This is a genomic window from Pseudomonas sp. R3-52-08 (genome assembly GCF_003851745.1).
In the GTDB taxonomy this organism is placed as follows: domain Bacteria; phylum Pseudomonadota; class Gammaproteobacteria; order Pseudomonadales; family Pseudomonadaceae; genus Aquipseudomonas.
On record NZ_CP027730.1, the window covers coordinates 4,869,048 to 4,886,360 of the forward strand.

The following is a 17,313-nucleotide window of genomic DNA, read 5'->3' on the forward strand; positions in this document are numbered from 1 at the left end:
TTCCTACAGAGCTTGGGTGGCGGCTTCTATATTTAGTGTGCCGCCCACTCGATCTTGGAAATGTCGACACCGTCTTTGTACATGTCCCACAGCGGCGACAGAACGCGCAGCTTGTTGACGGCTTCGCAGACTTTCTGCGCGGCGTAGTCGACTTGCTCTTCAGTGGTGAAGCGGCCGAAGGTAAAGCGGATCGAGCTGTGTGCCAGTTCGTCGTTGCGGCCCAGGGCGCGCAATACATACGAAGGCTCAAGGGACGCCGAGGTGCAGGCCGAACCGGACGATACCGCCAGATCCTTGAGCGCCATGATCAGCGACTCGCCTTCGACGTAGTTGAAGCTCAAATTCAAGTTATGCGGTACGCGGGCAGTCATGCTGCCGTTGATGTACAGCTCTTCAAGGTTCTCGACCTGCTTGTAGAAGCGATCGCTCAGGGCCTTGATGCGCACGTTTTCGGCCGCCATGTCTTCCTTGGCGACGCGAAAGGCTTCGCCCATGCCGACGATCTGGTGGGTCGCCAGGGTGCCGGAACGCATGCCGCGCTCGTGACCGCCGCCATGCATGGTCGCTTCGATACGCACCCGTGGCTTGCGGCTCACGTACAGCGCGCCGATGCCTTTAGGGCCGTAGGTTTTGTGGGCCGAGAACGACATCAGGTCGACTTTCAGCTTGGACAGGTCGATGTCGACCTTGCCGGTGGACTGAGCGGCGTCGACGTGCAGCAGAATGCCCTTGGAGCGGGTCAGTTCGCCAATCGCTTCGATGTCGTTGATGGTGCCGATTTCGTTGTTCACGTGAATCACCGAAACCAGGATGGTGTCTTCACGCAGCGCGGCTTCGATCATGGCCGGGGTGACGATACCGTCGGTGGTCGGCTCAAGGTAGGTGACCTCAAAACCTTCACGCTCCAGTTGGCGCATGGTGTCGAGGACAGCCTTGTGCTCAATCTTGGTGGTGATCAAGTGCTTGCCCTTGGTCGCATAGAAATGCGCCGCGCCCTTGATTGCCAGGTTGTCGGACTCGGTGGCACCGGAGGTCCAGACGATTTCGCGCGGGTCTGCGCCAACCAGGTCGGCGACCTGGCGACGAGCGTTCTCGACCGCTTCCTCGGCTTTCCAGCCGAATACGTGGGAACGGGAGGCCGGGTTGCCGAAGTTTCCGTCCACCAGCAGGCATTCGCTCATTTTTTGCGCGACACGCGGATCAACCGGGGTGGTCGCTGAGTAATCAAGGTAAATCGGCAATTTCATGGACTTTCTCCTAAATCAGGCTGGCTGGCGTGCCGTTAGCTCTGCGGCTGTCACTCGACGGCGGACGCTTCGATCTTATCCAGACGCGGCGCCTTGGTGTTGCAACGGCGCTGGTCCTGACGCTGGGCTACTTCTTGCACCTCACGGCGAGTCACAAGATCAGCCAAGCTGATACCACTCAAAAACTCATGGATCTGCAGGCTCAAGTCACACCACAAGTGGTGCGTGAGGCAGGTGTCGCCGGCGTGGCAGTCACCCAGGCCCTGGCATTTGGTGGCATCGACGGATTCGTTGACCGCGTCGATCACCTGGGCCACCTGAATGCCCTGCATGTCGCGGGACAACTGATAGCCACCACCTGGCCCCCGCACGCTGGAAACCAAGTTGCTACGGCGCAATTTGGCGAACAGCTGCTCGAGGTAGGACAGGGAAATGCCTTGGCGCTCGGAGATATCGGCCAGGGACACCGGCCCAGTTTGCGCGTGCAAAGCCAGGTCGAGCATGGCAGTCACCGCGTATCGGCCTTTTGTAGTCAGTCTCATGGACAAGTACCAAGGTGTTTCAGAATGGGAGCAAGTATGCGATTCCCGAGTATTTAAGTCAACTATAAGACCTAGTACTTTAGTCAGGATTACCCGTAAAAAGGGCGCGCGAATCATAGCAGGATGGGGTGGGGAGGAACAGCGGCAGCGGGCGGTCAGCAATTCCAGACACTATGAAGACCAAATGTGGGAGAGGGCTTGCCCCCGATAGCGGTGTGCCAGCCAATATTTCACTGACTGACCCACCGCCATCGGGGGCAAGCCCCCTCCCACATTGGTTTTATGGTGGTGAGAGCTTAGCCAGCCTTGGTAGCGGTTTCGCTCTTGATCTCGGCGAAGTCTTCTTCGCGCAGCTCAGGCAGGTCTTTTGCGCAGTAGCTGCTGCCCAATTCCTTCAGCGCGCCGCACATCCCGTCCAGCTTGCCATCCACCGCTTGCAGGTGGTCAAGCAACTGGCCGATGGCACGCGCCACCGGGTCGGGCATGTCTTCGCTCACGCCGTAGGCATCGAAGCCGATTTTTTCGGCCATGGCCTTACGCTTGGCCTCCTGCTCGTCGCCCACTTCCGGCTTGACGATGATCCGTCCAGGAATGCCCACAACCGTGGCACCGGGCGGCACTGCCTTGGTCACCACCGCATTGGAGCCCACCTTGGCACCGGCGCCTACGGTGAACGGGCCGAGCACCTTGGCGCCCGCGCCCACCACCACACCGTCGCCCAGCGTGGGGTGGCGCTTGCCTTTATTCCAGGTGGTTCCGCCCAGGGTGACACCCTGATAGAGGGTCACGTCATCGCCAATCTCAGCCGTCTCGCCAATCACGATACCCATGCCGTGGTCGATAAAGAAACGGCGGCCGACCTTGGCGCCCGGATGAATCTCGATCCCGGTCAACCAGCGCCCGAAGTTCGACACCAGCCGCGCCAGCCATTTCCAGCCCATGCCCCACAAGGCGCCGGACAAACGATGAATCCAGATCGCGTGCATGCCCGGGTAGCAGGTCAGCACTTCAAAGGCGTTGCGCGCCGCCGGGTCACGGTGGAAAACACTCTGGATATCTTCTCGCAAACGCTCGAACATTTTTAATCCTTCCGCTTAAGGAGCTCGCCACGGGCCGCTTTCTGGGTCTCCGTGAGGATGCCACGCAATATATTCATTTCCGCCCGGCTGACCGAGCTGCGCCCGTAAAGGCGACGCAGGCGCGCCATCAAGTGCCGTGGTTTTTCAGGATCGAGGAACTCGATGGCCACCAGGGTTTGCTCCAGGTGCTCATAGAAGCGCTCCAGCTCGTCCATGGTGGCGAGCTCGCCACTTTTGGTCGATGCAACCTCGTCCTTTTCCATCTTGCTTGGCTGACCGGCAGCCGCCAGCCAGGCCATGCGCACCTCATAAGTCAGCACCTGCACCGCCGCGCCGAGGTTCAGCGAACTGAACTCAGGGTCTGATGGAATGTGCACGTGGTAATGACATCGCTGCAGCTCTTCATTGGTCAGACCGGAGTCTTCACGGCCAAATACCAAGGCGATTTCTGCGCCACCGGCCGCCTCTTCCACCACTTTGGTGCCGCACTCACGCGGATCCAGCAGCGGCCAGGGAATGCGACGGTCACGGGCGCTGGTGCCGAGCACCAGGTTGCAGCCGACCAGGGCATCTTCCAGCGTGGCGACAACCTGGGCGTTTTCCAGGATGTCATTGGCGCCGGATGCGCGGGCATCGGCCTCGTGGTGCGGAAACACACGCGGCTCGACCAGCACCAGGCGCGTCAGCCCCATGTTTTTCATGGCTCGCGCCACCCCGCCGATGTTGCCGGGATGACTGGTATTGACCAGGACGACACGAATGTTTTGCAGCAAGGGAGGCGCTCTCGGACACGGGAAAGGGGAGCAAATCTTACAGAACCGCCCAAGGTTATGCCATGAAAGCTAACGTCGTCCTTCACCTGCAGAAAGTTTCTGCTAGAATGCCCGGCTTTCTTTAACAACCTTAGGTGACACATCCATGCAGCCCATGCTGAATATCGCGCTGCGCGCCGCCCGCAGCGCCAGTGAATTGATCTTCCGCTCTATCGAGCGCCTGGATACCATCAAGGTCGACGAAAAAGACGCCAAGGATTATGTATCCGAGGTGGATCGCGCCGCCGAACAGAAAATCATCGACGCCCTGCGCAAGGCCTACCCTACCCACGGCATCCTCGGTGAAGAAACCGGCCTGCACAAAGGCAGCGGTGAAGGCGAAGACTACCTGTGGATCATCGACCCACTGGATGGCACCACCAACTTCCTGCGCGGCATCCCACACTTTGCTGTGAGCATTGCCTGCAAATACCGTGGCCGCCTGGAACACGCCGTCGTTCTCGACCCGGTTCGCCAGGAAGAATTCACCGCCAGCCGTGGCCGTGGCGCCCAGCTCAATGGTCGTCGCCTGCGCGTGAGCGGGCGCACCAGCCTGGATGGCGCCTTGCTGGGTACTGGCTTCCCGTTCCGTGACGATCAAATGGACAACCTGGAAAACTACCTGGGCATGTTCCGCGCCTTGGTTGGCCAGACTGCGGGTATCCGTCGCGCTGGCGCAGCGAGCCTGGACTTGGCTTACGTTGCCGCCGGTCGTTTTGATGCGTTCTGGGAGTCGGGCCTGTCGGAGTGGGACATGGCGGCGGGCGCCCTGTTGATCCAGGAAGCGGGCGGCTTGGTGAGCGACTTCACCGGCGGTCATGACTTCCTTGAGAAAGGCCATGTGGTTGCCGGCAACACCAAATGCTTCAAGGCAGTGCTGACGGCGATCCAGCCGCACCTGCCGGCTTCGCTGAAGCGTTAAGCGAGCGAGCACAAAAAAGCACCCCGCGGGGTGCTTTTTTATGCCTGGGATTTGCTGCGCACTGAAATGCCAGCCACACCATCAACCAAATGTGGGAGGGGGCTTGCCCCCGATTGCAGTGTGTCAGCAAATGATTAGCTGACTGACCCACCACTATCGGGGGCAAGCCCCCTCCCACATTTTTGAATTGCACAGGTTTTTGAACCTGCGCCAGACTCAGATTACTGCTGATTCTGACCAAGGATCAGACGCCCTTCCTTGTCCACCGGAATCTGACCACCCGGATCACGCTCCATACGCACCGTACCTTCCTTGCCGTCCAGGTTGTAACGCACGTCGTAGCCAACCACCTTGTCACTGATGTCATTCACGGTGTTACAACGCGTCTGGGTCGTCGTGTAGGTATCGCGGTTCTGCATGCCTTCCTGAACCTTGTTACCGGCATAACCACCACCGACCGCACCCGCTACGGTAGCGAGCTTCTTGCCGTTACCGCCGCCGATCTGGTTACCCAGCAGGCCACCGGCAAGGGCGCCGACCACGGTACCGGCGATTTGATGCTGATCCTGCACCGGACGCTGCCGGGTCACTGTGACGTCCTTGCAGACCTCACGCGGGGTTTTAATCTGGGTTTTTACCGGCTGCACCGCCAGCACTTGCGCATACTCAGGGCCGCTTTTTACCAGGCTGTAGGTGGCAACAGCACCCCCGGCAGTCACACCGACAGCACCCAATACCGCACCAACCAGCAACGACTTGTTCACGTTGAACCTCCTGACCATCACAAACGGATCGAAAGATCCGCGCTATACCCAGCCTTGGAGCCAAAAAAAAGGCGCGAGTTCAATCTCGCGCCTTTCTTGTAACCGCTGATCAACAAACGCCCATCAAGGACGGTCGTCGACCTCCTTGCCAGTGCTGGCCGGAGGGATCAGGTCTTCGCTGTTCAGGTTCAGCCAGATCAGCACCACGTTGGCGATGTAGATCGACGAGTAGGTACCCGCCAGGACACCAATGAACAGTGCCAGGGAGAAGCCCCACAGGTTGTCGCCACCGAAAATCATCAGTGCTGCGATCGCCAGCAATGTGGAGATCGACGTGGCCATGGTCCGCAGCAGCGTCTGGGTGGTGGAGATGTTGATGTTCTCGATCAGCGTCGCCTTGCGCAGTACGCGAAAGTTCTCACGAACCCGGTCGAATACCACGATGGTGTCGTTGAGCGAGTAACCAATGATCGCCAGCACCGCCGCCAGCACCGTCAGGTCGAAGGTGATCTGGAAGTAGGCCAGGATACCCACGGTCACGATCACGTCGTGGATCAGCGACACAATGGCGCCGACACCGAACTTCCACTGAAAGCGGAACGCCAGGTAGATCATGATGCCGACCAGCGCCATCAGCATGCCGAGGCCGCCCTGGTCGCGCAGTTCTTCACCCACTTGCGGGCCGACGAACTCGACGCGCTTGACCGACGCCGGGTTGTCGCCACCGACCTTCTGCAAGGCCTCGGCTACCTGGTGACCCAGTTGCGGGTCTTCGCCAGGCATGCGCACCAGCAGGTCGGTAGTAGCGCCGAAGCTCTGCACCACCGCCTCGTGATAGCCGGCCTTGACCAGCTCGTTGCGCACCAGGGTGACGTCGGCCGGCTTCTCGTAGGTCAGCTCGATGAGCGTACCGCCGGTAAAGTCCAGACCGTAGTTCAGGCCCTTATGGAACCAGCTGAACAACGCCAGAACGGTAAGGAGCACGGTGACGCCGAACGCAATGTTGCGAACGCCCATGAAGTTGATTGTACGTAACATGGCAGCCCCTTAAATCCACAACTTCTTGAAGTCACGTCCGCCAAAGATCAGGTTGACCATTGCGCGGGTCACCATGATGGCCGTGAACATCGAGGTAAAGATACCGAGGGACATGGTCACCGCAAAACCTTTGACCGGGCCGGTGCCCATGGCAAAGAGAATCCCGCCGACCAGCAAAGTGGTCAGGTTGGAGTCGAGAATCGCGGTGAATGCCCGGCCGAAGCCTTCGTTGATTGCACGCTGTACGGTCATGCCCGCCGCGATCTCTTCACGGATCCGCGAGAAGATCAGCACGTTGGCGTCGACCGCCATCCCCATGGTCAGCACGATACCGGCGATACCCGGCAGGGTCAGCGTAGCGCCCAGCAGCGACATCAGCGCCAGCAGCATCACCATGTTGCCCGCCAGGGCCACGGTGGCGATGATGCCGAAAAAGCGATAGATGGCGATGATGAACAAGGACACGAACAGCATGCCCCACAGCGCCGCATCGACACCCTTGGTGATGTTATCGGCACCCAGGCTCGGGCCGATGGTGCGTTCTTCAGCGAAGTACATCGGCGCGGCCAGGCCACCGGCACGCAGCAGCAGCGCCAGTTCGGAGGACTCGCCCTGGCCGTTCAGGCCAGTGATGCGGAATTGCGCCCCCAGCGGCGATTGGATGGTCGCCAGGCTGATGATCTTCTTCTCTTCCTTGAAGGTCTGCACCGGCACGTCTTTCTCGACGCCGTTGACCATCTGCTTGGTGTAGGTGGTGATCGGGCGCTGCTCGATGAAGATCACCGCCATGCTGCGACCGACGTTGCTGCGCGTGGCGCGACTCATCAGTTCGCCGCCGTGACCATCCAGGCGGATGTTCACTTCAGGGGTGCCGTGCTGCGAGTCGAAACCAGCCTTGGCGTCAGTGACCTGGTCACCGGTGATGATCAAGCCACGCTCGATCAGCGCTGGAGGACGGTTGCCTTCACGGAACTCAAACTCTTCGGAAGTCGCACGGGAAGCACCCGGCTCAGCCGCGAGGCGGAACTCCAGGTTGGCAGTTTTACCCAGAATACGCTTGGCTTCAGCGGTGTCCTGAACGCCCGGCAATTCAACCACGATGCGGTTGGCGCCCTGGCGCTGCACGATCGGCTCGGCCACACCCAGCTCGTTGACGCGGTTACGCACCGTGGTCAAGTTCTGCTTGATGGAGTATTCGCGGATTTCCGCGATCTTGGCCGGGCTCATCGCCAGACGCAGCACCGCCTGACCATTCAAGTCGGCTGGCACGATGTCGAAATCGTTGAAGTTCTTGCGGATCAGCGCACGGGCCTGTTCGCGGGATGCTTCGTCAGCAAAGCCCAACTGAATGGCGCCATTGAGCTGCGGCAGGCTGCGATAACGCAGCTTCTCTTTGCGCAGCAGGCTCTTCACGTCGCCTTCATAGACTTTCAGGCGTGCGTCGAGGGCTTTGTCCATGTCAACTTCCAGCAGGAAGTGCACACCGCCGGACAAGTCCAGACCCAGCTTCATCGGGTGCGCGCCAATGCTGCGCAACCATTGTGGCGTGGTCTGTGCCAGGTTGAGTGCGACAACATAGTCATCACCCATGGCCTTGCGCACGACGTCCTTGGCCGGCAATTGGTCTTCTTGCTTGGTCAGGCGCAACAAGCCGCCCTTCGCACCAGCCGCCAATGTTGCCGCTTTAACCTGGATGCCCGCGTCGTTGAGCGCTTTGCTCGCGCGTTCCAGATCAGCCTGGTTGACCTGCAGCGAAGTGCTGGCGCCAGAGATCTGGATCGCCGGGTCATCAGGATAGAGATTGGGAGCGGAATAAATAAAACCGACCGCCAGCACCGCCAGGATCAGTACGTATTTCCACAGAGGGTATTTGTTCAGCATCACGCCGCCCGCTTATAACGCGGGGCGCCTTGCGCGCCCCGTCGATTGGTAAAGGTTGTTACTTAGATCGCTTTGAGCGTGCCTTTAGGCAGCGTGGCGGCGATGGCGCCCTTCTGGAACTTCATTTCCACGGTGTCGGAGACTTCCAGTACCACGAAAGCATCGGAAACCTTGGTGATCTTGCCGGCGATACCGCCAGTGGTCACGACTTCGTCGCCTTTCTGCAGGCTGCCCAGCAGGTTTTTCTGCTCTTTGGCGCGCTTGGCCTGTGGACGCCAGATCATCAGGTAGAAGATGACCAGGAAGCCGACCAGGAAAATCCACTCGAAACCACCGCCCATCGGGCCGGCAGCGGCAGGCGCAGCGGCGTCAGCCATGGCGTTAGAGATAAAAAAGCTCATTTAGCACTCCAGTTGCAAATAGTGAATCTTAGGGTCGGGAAACTCAGTCCAAGGGCGGCACAGGGAGCCCGCGCTTGGCATAGAAGGCATCGACGAAGGCGGCCAATGTACCCTGTTGAATAGCCTCGCGCAAACCAGCCATCAGGACTTGGTAATGACGCAAATTGTGGATGGTATTCAACATGCTACCCAGCATTTCCCCGCACTTGTCCAGATGGTGCAGATAAGCACGGGAGAAGTTCTGGCAGGTGTAGCAGTCACAGGTGGGATCCAGCGGCGAATCATCATGGCGATGGAACGCGTTACGGATCTTCAGCACGCCTGTATCGATGAACAGATGCCCATTGCGGGCATTACGGGTTGGCATCACGCAATCGAACATGTCCACACCGCGGCGCACACCCTCTACGAGATCTTCCGGTTTGCCAACGCCCATAAGGTAACGAGGTTTGTCAGACGGCATCAGGCCCGGCAGGTAATCCAGCACCTTGATCATTTCGTGCTTGGGCTCGCCCACCGACAAACCGCCGATGGCCAGGCCGTCAAAGCCGATCTTGTCGAGGCCTTCCAGCGAGCGCTTGCGCAGGCTTTCGTGCATGCCGCCCTGGACGATACCGAACAACGCCGCGGTGTTATCGCCATGGGCATTCTTCGAACGCTGCGCCCAACGCAACGACAGCTCCATGGAAATACGCGCGACGTCTTCGTCAGCCGGGTACGGCGTGCACTCGTCAAAAATCATCACGATGTCGGAGCCCAGGTCGCGCTGCACCTGCATCGATTCTTCCGGGCCCATGAACACCTTGGAACCGTCTACCGGCGAGGCGAAGGTCACGCCCTCTTCCTTGATCTTGCGCATGGCGCCCAGGCTGAACACCTGGAAACCACCGGAGTCGGTGAGGATCGGGCCCTGCCACTTCATGAAGTCATGCAGGTCGCCGTGCTTCTTGATCACTTCCGTGCCCGGGCGCAGCCACAGATGGAAGGTGTTGCCGAGGATGATCTCGGCGCCAGTGGCGACGATGTCACGGGGCAGCATGCCCTTGACGGTGCCATAGGTGCCGACCGGCATGAACGCCGGGGTCTCCACGGTGCCGCGCGGGAAAGTCAGGCGACCACGACGGGCCTTGCCGTCGGTGGCCAATAATTCAAACGACATACGACTCATAAGTTGTCCTCAGGGCCGCGCGGCGCCGGGTTGCGGGTGATAAACATCGCATCACCGTAGCTGAAAAAGCGGTACTCGTTGGCGATGGCCGCTTGATAAGCAGCCATGGTTTCCGGGTAACCGGCAAATGCCGACACCAGCATCAACAGCGTGGATTCCGGCAAATGGAAGTTGGTCACCAGGCAATCGACCACATGGAACGGCCGGCCTGGATAAATGAAGATATCGGTGTCGCCGCTGAACGGCTTGAGCACGCCATCACGCGCCGCGCTCTCCAGCGAGCGCACGCTAGTGGTGCCCACGGCCACCACACGGCCACCGCGCGCCTTGCACGCATTGACCGCATCCACAACGTCCTGGCTGACTTCCAGCCATTCGTTGTGCATGTGGTGGTCTTCGATGTTCTCCACACGCACCGGCTGAAACGTACCGGCCCCCACGTGCAGGGTCACATAGGCGCTTTCGACGCCCTTGGCGGCGATGGCATCCAGCAGCGGCTGATCGAAATGCAACCCGGCCGTCGGCGCCGCCACCGCACCGAGGCGCTGGGAGTACACCGTCTGATAGCGCTCGCGATCCGAGTCTTCATCGGGACGGTCTATATAAGGAGGCAACGGCATATGGCCGACGCGTTCCAGCAGCGGCAACACCTCTTCGGCAAACTTGAGCTCGAACAAGGCGTCATGACGCGCGACCATCTCGGCCTCGCCACCGCCATCGATCAAGATACTCGACCCCGGTTTCGGCGACTTGCTGGAGCGCACATGGGCCAGCACGCGATGGCTGTCCAGCACCCGCTCCACCAGAATTTCCAGCTTGCCGCCGGAGGCTTTCTGGCCAAACAGCCGCGCCGGAATCACCCGGGTATTGTTGAACACCATCAAATCGCCCGGGCGCAAATGCTCAAGCAAATCAGTGAATTGACGGTGTGCGAGGGCACCGCTCGGCCCGTCCAGGGTCAGCAGTCGACTGGCGCGACGCTCGGCCAACGGGTGGCGAGCGATCAGCGAATCAGGGAGCTCAAAAGTAAAGTCAGCAACGCGCATGATGGGGTTCGTCTAGCAGGGCCGGGAAGTCTAGCGGAAATAGTCAAAATTGACCATGAAACGTGATTGACCAACGGTAATCTCATCTCTATACTTCGCCGCCATTGAGCCCTGATGGCGGAATTGGTAGACGCGGCGGATTCAAAATCCGTTTTCGAAAGGAGTGGGAGTTCGAGTCTCCCTCGGGGCACCATCTTAAAAAAAGACCTTGAAATTCAAGGTCTTTTTTTTCGTCTGTAGAAAAGTGGGTGGTCGGCTGATTCATCGCTCACCGCCCATTACCGACCTGAAACACGATCCACTGTAGGAGCTGGCTTGCCTGCGAAGACGCCAGCCCACACACCCTCAAACCACCTGCCTACACACCAACCGAATCACCCTCCTCCGTCACCCCATTCGGCAACATTCCATTCGCCAAATCATCCACCACCGCCTTCGCCATCTCACCCAAATAATGCGCTGCCCAGGCATAGCGATCTGCGCTTTTGTCCATTGCTGCATCCAATGCCAGCATTTTTGAACAGTGGAGAAGCTCGGAGGCGTGCTCCAAGGCATCGCGGATGGGCACGCCGGAATTGACGCGAAATAGACGGTGGAGGTTGGGCTGTTTGCCGCAGGTGGAAAAGGTGATGACGCCCAGGGTTTTGTTGAGGGGTGGGTTGATCATTGGGCACCTCCAAACGGCGTGAAGGTGCTGACGATGGTGCAGTGAGCGTAAGATTTATCACAACGATTCATTGGTATAGCTCCCATTTTTCGAGAGAGCTGCATCATTCGTTTCCAGGCGAATGGTGACAGCCGTGCGCAGGCTGGAAACCGGGGGTAATAGGCAAACCCGGCAGACTCGAAAGTCTCCCACGCACAGCCGCCATAACACGCATATGCTGGCACAAAAAGAGTGCCAGTGGTCGTGAAAAATGATGGCGCCTGCACGCCCATACCCACGGGTTTCCAGACCCGGTCGCTAATTTTTAGCGACGATGAAAAGTATCCCATCGTTGATTCAGTTGAAAAGCTGTCTATGTCACAAAATTTTTCGTGCCAGCTCTGCTGATAAATAATCTATAAAAAACAATAGAAATTTCGCAAACCAGCTTTGATTTTTCATGCTGATTTTTTTCAAAAAATAATCAAATCCACTTTCAACTCCGCACAAAACGTCGACCGAGATATCAGTTTGACATCAAAGCAACAGATAGAGTAATGTTTTAATAAACAATCCCCGAACAGAATCTACGGCATCATTCAGATGACTCAAAATGGAATTAAATCATCACTTCATGACGCTAGCCCTTCCTGGAATGGCTTTAACTATCAAGGCAAGGTCGGTTTAAATACCGCACTTACGAAAATACTAAGCTATCTTGTCATAAAACCTTATGACAAATATGCCTTCACAAAAGACTTCGAAAACATTTCGCTTGAGTATGAATGGCTCGAAGACTTTTCTATAAAAAACGGGTTAAATTACGAATCGCTACATCAGGTAAAAAACTTTAAGGAATCCAACTTCGGTTCTTACAGGGATGCCATAGATACGATTCTTACTCGCCGACAGGGTGCGATTTCCAAAAGTGATCTGCTCAACTACTTAACTATTTATGAAATAGACGACCCGGAAAAAACCTCAGAGCAATTAATAAACGATCTTGTCAAGCAGAAGATCATATCCTCCAGTAACTGCCCATTGCCTAACTGGGAGAAAAATCTTTGCAACATCGCTCCCGCTCTACAAGAGGTGGTCAAAAGCTGTCTCAATGATTATGCCCAACTACTGAAAAACGCTTACAGCGACAAAGTTCCTAACTATATACATTCAGCTAATGCCATTTCAGAACCTAGTAAAAACCTACAAGACTACACATGGTCCTCAAAAGAAATCGCTCCAAATTCTACAGACAGGACGCTGGACGGTTACAACATCTTTTTCAGACAAAGTCCAAACTGCCCTTATAGATTGGCATTGAATGACACAGAGCTAAACGAATCGATTTTACAAAAAATAAAAGCTATAAAAGAAATAATCTCCCCTGAGGAAATAACGATAATAAATGAAAAAAGTTTCATTTGCTACATGGGAGCTCTACTGGAATCTATTGACGAACATGTCCGCATTAGACACACCAATATTAAAGACGGTTATAGCGTTGGCAAGTTCAGGAGAACGGTGACCCCTTTTCAGTTCGCCGCAATCATAGATACTTTACTACGCGAGCTTCGAGATCAAGATACGGCCTATTACGCAATTAGGGCGGAACAAACCATAGCAAAAACAGTACTTACCATAAAAGAGACAATAGAGGAAGAAATACAAAGCATTCCAGCACTAGACGAGGAGAGATCAATTCTCTCAAAAAAACTGCACAACTTGCTAGAGTATGAAAACAATATAATAAAAAAAATGACACCTACAGAGCTTTTAACAAAAATACAACAATCATCGCCGCACATAAAAAGAACTGCTCCTATAGATCTATACTATGGTGAAATATTACAGACATCTGACTTTAAGAATGTATTTCTAAATTTCATCATGTCTCTTTTAGAGGTGCCAAAAGAGTTTCACCCAACTTGCTCTAACAGCCTTAGATACTCTCCTAGCTGTATAAATGTCGAACACGAAATCGGGTCATCAGATAGAACGTATAGCAAAATATCACAACGCATAACAGATGCCTGCACGAACGATAGTATCGTAGACTCGTTGATCTACAATTACCATTTCATCGCAATCAGAACAAAACAAGGTGAGTCGACAAATACATTAGTCGAGCCACCAAAAGTAGGGAACGATTATGAGGATGAAGAGGCCAAAAGACTCCCAAAATTCGGAGATAAACTCTCAACTCGCTTAATATCCATACTAGACGCAGCAAATAGCATTAACGGTGTCAAATGATAAACTTAATTGAATTACTATTTAATGACTCAGGGTATACCCGGGTCGAGCAGATAGACATTTCTGACGCAAGGCTTTATCGTAGATCCGGCACACTCCAAGATGAATTCTTCATCATAAAAGACTTCACGAGCGAAAGCAGTGAAAAAATAGATGAATTACAATCTGAAATACACTCATCATTAGGCAGTTTCTTCTCATCTGTAGAAGGTGCCGAAAAAAACACTAATTTGATATTGATAAAACGCCATCAAAAACCTACACCTTCACAGGCAATTTCTTTAAATAGAAAAATATCTGAAATAGAAGAGAACCCCTATTATTTTAAAAAGAGTGTTTTAGCCTATACCGAGGAGGAGATCGCGTTTCTAGCAGACGCTCATAATGCCAACGCCAATAGCACACTAAAAGCGACTCTCGAACAAATAGTGCATAGCAATGAGCACTTCATAAATTTCAGAGACAACGGTACGACATCCCTCTTTAGTATTGCCATAAAAATCTACACAAAGCTCCCCTTCTTAACGTACAACTTGAAGCCTGAAGATCAAATAGATTTGAGCGCGGATATCGACTTTAAACTGCAACTACGAGATTTAACCAAAGTTTGCAAAGAAGCACTTAGCCTTGACGTAAATGACTTAGATGCCTTAGAAGCATGGATCGCAAAACAGGAGATTGAGGAGGATGTATAAAATAGGCCGTTTTGAAATAGAAAACTTCAAATCAATAAGTAAAAGATTTTTCTTAGATTTTTCGGAGGTTGACACCATAATTCTGGATGGTCCTAATGGCTTTGGAAAAACCACTTTATTTGATGCTATCGAGTTATGTTTTACGGGAAAAATATCGAGATTTGAATCTTCGACAGGATCAAATGATCCAAAAGCGAAAAACTCGCATATATTAAAATTTAATAACGCCAACAAAACAACAATACTGTTAGAACTAATCAATACAAAAACAAGAAACACCATCGTAATACAAACCTGCATACCTGCTGACATTAAAGGCGTAAAGGCGTCTATCCGAGATTATAAGTTAAGTATTTCTAGAGAATATAGATCGGATTGGGAATCACAAGCCCAATGGTTACCTCTGACTTCGGAGATTCTCGGAAATATAATAAACCTAAAATCTATGGACTCACTATTTCACATCCAGCATTATATCCAACAAGAAGAGACTGCAGGCTTCTTAAAAAACAACAATGAGGGCAACAGGCACAAACAACTAAGCCAGTTGTTTGGGACCGAGTCACAAGCTCAAGATTCTGAAAAGCTAGAAAACCTTAAAAAAAGCTTAGATGTTTTATACAAAAGATCAAAAGCGGATCTCGAAGAGCTTGAAAAACAAGCCCTAAAACTCTCAGCCAAATCTGAACCTGAACAAACGAAAGCAGAACCTTCTGGAGTCTGCGAACTAATACTGCAGCCAAGTATACTTTCATTGAACACTGATCAAATTAAATATTTAAAGACTGAGCTAGACACACTAAGATCAATAGCTGACGCTCCAGATAAGTATTCCGCAATAATATCAAACAATACTGTTGACGTCCTACTCTCAGAGCGTGAACAGCAACTAAACGATCTGATACGCCTGGGAGCTGCCGCATCATATGCCGACTTACAAAAAATTTATAAAGCTCATAGCAAATGGCTAACTTTACAAAAAAAAATCGACACCGCAAAAAAAATCATAGCATCTTATGATGAAGATCAAAACACCGTAAGCGAAAAGCTATTAATAACAATTACGTCAAATTTCCCACCTGACCAAAGCACATTCCAACTTCTGAGCGAACTCAAGAGCGAACGTTCGAAAAGCGGCGGTCTTTACAATGCTTTAGATAAATTGAATTCAAGTCGAAGCTCTCTTATAGAGGCCTATAAGGCAGTATTGCCTTCAATCGCAGAATACCAAACACATTGCCCACTGTGTGGCGATCTAAAGGAAGGAGGATTATCTCAACTTATTTCAGAAATAGACCAACATCATCTGACCCTCATGAGAAGCGCCTCCAACAGCACACTTCGAATCAATGAAATCATTGAACAACTTCTCCCGCTATTGATACTTAAAACCATTAAAAAGTGCCAGCGCTTAATCTCCAAATACTCGAAGTACTGCACTACGCACCAAAAAAACTTTTTCGACCAAAAACTAATCAATGAAGAAAGATTTGAGAAATTTAAAAAAGTACAATCTTGGATTATCGAAAAAAAAATCGACTTAAGCTCCATTATCGATCAAAACATTATGCTTTTTAATGAAAACTATGAATCGCAACTAATAGCGCTAAGAACTGAGATCAATAAACTAAAGCTTTACATTGGTGATGACGTCCCAAACTACAAAGAGATCGTATCCGCAGCAAAAAATTTGCAAATCAACAAGGTTAGCCTAGAGAAGTTAACTGGGCACGACATAAAATCCGATTACAACTACCTTTCCTTTATAGACTTCACCAATACAAGCGCCAACATTAGCGACAATTCATCTCAGCAAATAAAAGCTCGTGATAGACTGAGTAAAATCTCACAAAGAAGGGCGTCCATTTCAGAGATTTTCAACATTTACAAAAAGGAAATTCAAAGTTACGAGACAAATGTCGCAGCAAAAATAGCAATTCCTTTCTATGTGTACAGTTCCAAAGTATTGCAAACTCGCCCAGAAGGAACTGGGATTTTCTTAAAGACTTTAGATTCCGACACTAAAGGATCTATACCATATATAAGATTCTGCTCTGAGCGAGATGACGACCACGACGCATGGTATACAATGAGTTCAGGGCAACTTTCGGGGTTAATTATTTCTTTCGCTCTCGCTATGAACAAGCTTTACCCTTCACACTTAAACTGCGTATTAATTGATGACCCTATGCAATCTATGGACGAGATAAATATGGCATCTTTGACGCAACTACTTAGATATGAATTCCACAGTCACCAATTTATTCTTTCCACTCACGACGCCAACACGTCGAGCTACATAAATTATAAATTTATACGTTCCGGCAATAGAGTTGAACGTGTCAATTTAAAAAACAAGTCTGCTACATTCAGCTGACCACTACCTCAACTTAGGTAAATGTGAAAAATGAGGTTCCCCCTTTTAGATGAAGTCCTACGCGACTCAAGCAAATCCTTGGCGATTACCCTCTACTACTCACCAGAGCCATCCCATGCTGATTCAACTTCTAACGAGCCTCCTCCCCTCTCTCACGATCCCAAACACGAAGGTGCATCTCGCCCAGCACAATGGACGAACATCCAGTGGACGTGTACTTGGCGGGAGATTTTGACGAGTGGCAATCGTGGCGGTCCCGACGCAATTTTTAGTGTGAATATGTGATCGGTCTGGTCGAACTACTAGGCACGAAAAAATGGCTCCTGGCAGGCGTGTACGACTCTTTGAAGCTGAATGATACGAAGGGCAAGAAGGAGAACCGGGACTTCGTTTACGACTATCTCCGTGTGCCTGGATTTGCCGAACTGGAAGGACGCTTGAT

Annotated in this window: 15 protein-coding genes and 1 tRNA gene; 5 read left to right on the plus strand and 11 right to left on the minus strand. The window is 52.9% G+C overall.

The window, feature by feature from the left end:
* Positions 1 to 32: 32 nt before the first annotated feature.
* The 4 genes from C4J91_RS22405 to trmJ all read right to left on the minus strand — a co-directional run bounded on the left by C4J91_RS22405 (position 33) and on the right by trmJ (position 3,641).
* Positions 33 to 1,247, minus strand: a complete 1,215-nt coding sequence (locus C4J91_RS22405; protein WP_057723964.1) for an IscS subfamily cysteine desulfurase — start codon at positions 1,245 to 1,247, stop codon at positions 33 to 35.
* A 50-nt stretch (positions 1,248 to 1,297) separates the two neighbouring features.
* Positions 1,298 to 1,789 (minus strand): Fe-S cluster assembly transcriptional regulator IscR, encoded by a 492-nt coding sequence (iscR, locus tag C4J91_RS22410; protein ID WP_003194020.1) that lies wholly within the window; start codon positions 1,787 to 1,789, stop codon positions 1,298 to 1,300.
* Positions 1,790 to 2,085: 296 nt separating this feature from the next.
* Entirely contained in the window at positions 2,086 to 2,868 is a 783-nt protein-coding gene (gene cysE / locus C4J91_RS22415) for a serine O-acetyltransferase (RefSeq protein ID WP_124364300.1), read from the minus strand.
* A gap of 2 nt (positions 2,869 to 2,870) precedes the next feature.
* The gene (trmJ, locus tag C4J91_RS22420; RefSeq protein ID WP_124364301.1) at positions 2,871 to 3,641 is read right to left on the minus strand and encodes a tRNA (cytosine(32)/uridine(32)-2'-O)-methyltransferase TrmJ; all 771 of its coding nucleotides are present in this window, start codon (positions 3,639 to 3,641) and stop codon (positions 2,871 to 2,873) included.
* Between the two features lie 145 nt (positions 3,642 to 3,786).
* On the opposite strand from trmJ, the gene suhB reads away from it, so the two are divergent.
* Positions 3,787 to 4,602: an inositol-phosphate phosphatase gene (gene suhB, locus C4J91_RS22425; protein ID WP_003175971.1), complete on the plus strand. Its 816-nt coding sequence runs from the start codon at positions 3,787 to 3,789 to the stop codon at positions 4,600 to 4,602.
* A gap of 221 nt (positions 4,603 to 4,823) precedes the next feature.
* On the opposite strand, the gene C4J91_RS22430 is transcribed toward suhB, so the two are convergent.
* The 6 genes from C4J91_RS22430 to queA form a co-directional block, all read right to left on the minus strand.
* Positions 4,824 to 5,366 (minus strand): glycine zipper 2TM domain-containing protein, encoded by a 543-nt coding sequence (locus C4J91_RS22430; protein WP_005791197.1) that lies wholly within the window; start codon positions 5,364 to 5,366, stop codon positions 4,824 to 4,826.
* A gap of 123 nt (positions 5,367 to 5,489) precedes the next feature.
* Entirely contained in the window at positions 5,490 to 6,404 is a 915-nt protein-coding gene (gene secF / locus C4J91_RS22435) for a protein translocase subunit SecF (protein WP_122489141.1), read from the minus strand.
* A gap of 9 nt (positions 6,405 to 6,413) precedes the next feature.
* A complete protein-coding gene (gene secD / locus C4J91_RS22440) occupies positions 6,414 to 8,285 on the minus strand; it encodes a protein translocase subunit SecD (protein ID WP_124364302.1) in 1,872 nt (623 codons plus the stop codon).
* 62 nt (positions 8,286 to 8,347) lie between these two features.
* Positions 8,348 to 8,686, minus strand: a complete 339-nt coding sequence (gene yajC / locus C4J91_RS22445; RefSeq protein ID WP_003175975.1) for a preprotein translocase subunit YajC — start codon at positions 8,684 to 8,686, stop codon at positions 8,348 to 8,350.
* A 43-nt stretch (positions 8,687 to 8,729) separates the two neighbouring features.
* Positions 8,730 to 9,845 carry a tRNA guanosine(34) transglycosylase Tgt gene (gene tgt / locus C4J91_RS22450; RefSeq protein ID WP_032858353.1) on the minus strand — a complete coding sequence of 372 codons (1,116 nt, stop codon included), beginning with the start codon at positions 9,843 to 9,845 and terminating at the stop codon, positions 8,730 to 8,732.
* Positions 9,846 to 9,850: 5 nt separating this feature from the next.
* A complete protein-coding gene (gene queA / locus C4J91_RS22455) occupies positions 9,851 to 10,900 on the minus strand; it encodes a tRNA preQ1(34) S-adenosylmethionine ribosyltransferase-isomerase QueA (protein ID WP_124364303.1) in 1,050 nt (349 codons plus the stop codon).
* Positions 10,901 to 11,008: 108 nt separating this feature from the next.
* On the opposite strand from queA, the gene C4J91_RS22460 reads away from it, so the two are divergent.
* Positions 11,009 to 11,093: transfer RNA gene (locus C4J91_RS22460), tRNA-Leu, on the plus strand.
* A gap of 165 nt (positions 11,094 to 11,258) precedes the next feature.
* Here C4J91_RS22460 and C4J91_RS22465 read toward each other — a convergent pair.
* Positions 11,259 to 11,567, minus strand: a complete 309-nt coding sequence (locus tag C4J91_RS22465; RefSeq protein ID WP_065936621.1) for a DUF3077 domain-containing protein — start codon at positions 11,565 to 11,567, stop codon at positions 11,259 to 11,261.
* Positions 11,568 to 12,149: 582 nt separating this feature from the next.
* Here C4J91_RS22465 and C4J91_RS22470 point away from each other — a divergent pair.
* From C4J91_RS22470 to C4J91_RS22480, 3 genes are read left to right on the plus strand one after another with little or no spacing between them, the layout of a single operon-like run.
* Positions 12,150 to 13,799: a hypothetical protein gene (locus C4J91_RS22470; protein ID WP_124364304.1), complete on the plus strand. Its 1,650-nt coding sequence runs from the start codon at positions 12,150 to 12,152 to the stop codon at positions 13,797 to 13,799.
* Positions 13,796 to 14,494, plus strand: a complete 699-nt coding sequence (locus tag C4J91_RS22475; RefSeq protein ID WP_124364305.1) for an ABC-three component system middle component 1 — start codon at positions 13,796 to 13,798, stop codon at positions 14,492 to 14,494. Before C4J91_RS22470 ends, C4J91_RS22475 begins: the two co-directional genes overlap by 4 nt.
* Entirely contained in the window at positions 14,487 to 16,871 is a 2,385-nt protein-coding gene (locus C4J91_RS22480; protein ID WP_124364306.1) for an AAA family ATPase, read from the plus strand. Before C4J91_RS22475 ends, C4J91_RS22480 begins: the two co-directional genes overlap by 8 nt.
* Positions 16,872 to 17,313 lie beyond the last annotated feature (442 nt).